This window comes from Cupriavidus sp. 01L45, from assembly GCF_056399885.1.
The window spans coordinates 1-4,187 of sequence record NZ_JBFTSG010000101.1; the positions used below are offsets into that span (position 1 = coordinate 1).

The window sequence follows — 4,187 nt, forward strand, 5'->3', positions numbered from 1 at the left end:
AGCCACGCCGAGCACGAATTGATCGGGCGACGGCGCGGCCCAACGATGAAGCTGGGCCTGGCGCTGCACATTGGCTTTTTGCGCATGAGCGGCTGCCTATTGGATGCGTTCAGTATCCTGCCACCAGTACTGCTTCGCCACCTCGGCACTGAACTCGGTATCAATACGCCGGATCTTGCGTCCTTGCGGGCGCTCTACGCGCGTGGGCGAACGCTCTCCGACCATCAACTGCTGGCCTGCCAGACGCTCGGGTTTCGTTGGATAACGGTACATCAGCGTCGAGCCCTGGTGCGGGCGCTGCGTGACGAAGTGCTGCATTGCGCCGATCGGGACCGACTGCTGTCATATGCGCACCAGTGGCTGTATCAGCATCGACTGATCATCGTGCATGAGCGCGCCATCCGAAGCCTTGTCGCAGCGGCATTGACCGAGCTTGAGTCCGGTGCCTGCGCCTCGATCCATTCGGCGGTACCTCCCGCGACATGGCGAAGATGGCTAGCCGCAATGGAACAAGCACGACCGGATGGTCAGCACGTCCAGAACTGGCTGTGGGCGGTCCCGGCGAAGCACTCGACGCGACAGTTCGCTGAAGTGCTCGAACGTATCGAGTGGCTAGTCGAGATTGGCGTCGACCGCCATCGTTTCGGTCTCAACGATGTTTTGGTGCGCCGTTTTGCACGTCGCTTGGCGGCGCGGTCCCCATCGCTCAGCGCACGAATTAAGGAGCCGGCACGCACCGTCGAGCTGGGCTGCTTCCTGCGATATTGCCTGCTCACTGCCACTGACCAACTGATCCTCATGTTTCAGCGCCGGGTGGCAGATCTATGGCGGCAGAGCGCGGAGGGTGTGAAGGCTCCCATCGACTGGGCCGCACAATACCGGAAACTGCTCGATGAGCTGGCCAGCTTGAGTAGCGATGGGAGTATTCCGGATGCCGAGCTGCGCCCGCATCTGGCCCAGTTGGTGGCCGACAAGCGCACTCAGCGCACACCGAGCCGGTCGTCTGCGATCAGGCAGCGGCTGATCGATGCCATCAGGCCCGTGCGCGCATTACTGGTGGCCGTCGCCAAGCTGCCCTGGCAAGCCACCGGGGAACACCCGGTAATTGACGCTCTGGGCAAGCTGCGCCACCTCTATGCGAACGGCGTTCGAAGCTTACCCAATGATATGACCGCCCCTCGCCTTGGGCCAGCCTGGCTCGATGCGATCAGCGGTGCCGATCGTGAGCGCGCCTTCCGGGCGCTTGAGGTCGCCACCCTGTTCGCCCTGCGCCGTGCCGTGCGCAACGGGTCGGTCTGGATCGAGCATTCGTTGAGCTTCCGAGGTCGCGAGAGTTTGTTCCTGCCAGCGGAGCGTTGGCAGGCTGAAGCTCGGCGCCACTATACGCGGCTGTCGCTGCCAGCCCAAGCTGCCGATTTTCTCGAGCCGTTGCTCGAGCGCGTGCGCACAGGCATTGACGCGGTCGCGGCAGCGACGCGCGCCGGCACGCTACATGTCGATGACGAGTTGCACCTGGCACCGCTAGCGGCACAGGAAGAGGATCCCGAGGTCTCAAGGCTGCGGAGCCGCCTTGACCAGCACATCGGCGATGTTCAGTTGCCGGAGGTCATCCTGGCAGTGGACGCCGACACTCGCTTCAGCTGGATCATGCTCGGCCGTGAGCCCCGGTCTGCGCAGGAACTGTTGATGGTCTACGCTGGCATCTTGGCGCATGGCACGAGTCTGACGGCGGCCGAGTGTGCCAGGATGATTCCACAATTATCAGCCACGAGCATACGTCACGTCATGCGCTGGGCGGGCGATGAGCGGCGACTGGTTCAGGCCTGTAAGGCAGTTCTGGAGTTCATGCACCGCCATCCGATCGCGGCAAGTTGGGGCCGGTCGGACCTCGCCTCCTCGGACATGATGAGCCTGGAAACAAGCCAGCGCGTCTGGCAGGCACGGCAAGACCCAAGGCGCCACACCGCCTCGGTCGGTATCTACACTCACGTCCGCGATCGATGGGGGATCTTCCACGCCCAGCCGATTGTGCTCAACGAAAGGCAGGCCGGCGCGGCGATCGAGGGCGTCGTGCGGCAGGAGCGAATCGAGACCACACAATTGGCGGTCGACACTCATGGATTTAGTCCGAAGTTCCATGGTGACGCCGCGGCTGCGGCGTCGCGACGCCCTTTTCCTGATTGAGGAATCGGCTCATTGGGGGGCGTTCGATACCCGCATTTTGTAGTCACTAAAAGCTCTTGACATTGGCGAGTTTTATCCTATTCTGCTGGCTATGCCAGCACGAACCGGAACCGCTCACGTCGTTACGACGACCCGCAAGTACAAGGACCAGGTCTATCGCACCCACCTGTTGCGGCGCAGTTACCGCGAGGACGGCGTGGTCAAGAACGAGACGCTGGGCAACCTGTCCCACTTGCCCGAGGCACTGATCGAGATCATCCGCCGCTCACTCAAGGGCGAGACCTTCGTGCCGCTGGGCGAGGCGTTCGAGGTGACACGCTCGCGCGCTCACGGCCACGTGCAGGCGGTGGCCACGGCCATGCAGCGTCTGGGCTTTGCCTCGCTGATCGCCTCCAAGCCCTCGCGCGAGCGCGACCTGGTGCTGGCGATGGTGGCCGCGCGGATCGCGGCGCCGCACACGAAGCTGGCCACCACGCGCTGGTGGCACACCAGCACCCTGGCGGAGGACTTCGGCGTGACCGAGGCCAACGAGAACGACCTGTACGCGGCAATGGACTGGCTGCTCGCGCGCCAGGGCACAATCCAGAAGAAGCTCGCCGCGCGCCACTTGAGCGCCGGTGGCCTGGTGCTGTATGACCTGAGCTCCAGCTACTTCGAGGGCAGCACCTGCCCGCTGGCCAAGCTTGGCTACAGCCGCGATGGCAAGAAGGGGCTGCTACAGGTCAACTACGGCTTGCTCACCGATGCGCGCGGCTGCCCAGTGGCGGTGTCGGTGCATGAGGGCAACGTGGCCGACAGCCAGACCTTCATGCCCGAGGTGCGGCGCCTGCAAGAGGAATTTGGTCTCTCCCGATTGGTCATGGTGGGCGATCGCGGCATGATCTCCAGCAAGGCCATCGACCAGATGCGTGAGGGCGGTGACCTGGGCTGGATCACCGCGCTCAAGAGCGCCTCGATCCGCCCGCTGCTCGAGCAAGGGCAACTGCAGCTTGGCCTGTTCGACGAGCGCAATCTGCTGGAGCTGAGTTCACCGGACTATCCGGGCGAGCGGCTGGTGGCGTGCCGCAATCCGGAACTGGCCAGGCTACGTGCCCACAAGCGAGAAGAGTTGTTGGCGGCCACCGAGGCGTGCCTGCAGCCGATCGTTGCCCGCGTGCAGGCGGGCAAGCTTGCCGGGCGCGATCAGATCGGCCTGCGCGTGGGCAAGGTGATCGACAAGTACAAGGTGGCCAAGCACTTCGCGCTGAGCATCGACGACGCGGCCTTCACGTTCAGCCGCAACAGCGAGGGCATCGCCCGCGAGGCGGCGCTCGACGGCCTCTACATCATCCGCACTTCGGTGAGTGCGGCGCAGATGGACTCGGCCGAGTGCGTGCGCAACTACAAGGCGCTGGCCAACGTGGAGCGTGCGTTCCGTTCGCTAAAAACGGTGGACCTGAAGGTGCGGCCAATCCATCACCGCACGGCCGATCGGGTGCGTGCGCATATCCTGCTGTGCATGCTGGCCTACTATGTCGAATGGCACATGCGCGAGGCTTGGCGCGAACTGATGTTCGCCGACCCGGATCAGGCCGCCAAGGCCACGCGTGATCCGGTGGCGCCTGCCGTGCGCTCTGCGGCAGCGCTGGCCAAGGCGGCGCGCCACACACTTGACGACGGCACGCCCGTGCACAGCTTCTCGAGCTTGATGGCCGAACTCGCCGCGATCGTGCGTAACACCTGCCGTACACCCAGCGCTGGCGCTGAAGTGCCGACGTTCGAACTCGTCACCACGGCAAACGCGAAACAGAAGCAGGCTCTGGATTTGCTTCAGCAAATCCGCGTGTAGACAGAAACTGGAACCCGGGAATCACGACAAGTGCCTGTCGCAAAAGGGGAAACTCGCCCAGGCGGCCGGTGAACTTCGGTTTAGTGTTACGTGGACATTGTCATCATTCCGCCATAGGTAAGGCATATAGATAAGGACAGATACGTCGACTGGCTGGCAGGCCTGCGCAGGGCGT

Annotated in this window: 1 protein-coding gene and 1 pseudogene; both read left to right on the forward strand. The window is 63.7% G+C overall.

What is annotated here, in order from left to right; genetic code table 11:
• Positions 1-2,127 (forward strand): annotated as a pseudogene (locus AC1DT6_RS39090) (Tn3 family transposase); the annotation flags it as partial.
• Positions 2,128-2,275: 148 nt separating this feature from the next.
• Positions 2,276-4,012, forward strand: coding sequence for an IS1634 family transposase (locus AC1DT6_RS39095; protein WP_082095320.1), 1,737 nt, complete (start codon positions 2,276-2,278; stop codon positions 4,010-4,012).
• Positions 4,013-4,187: the final 175 nt, after the last annotated feature.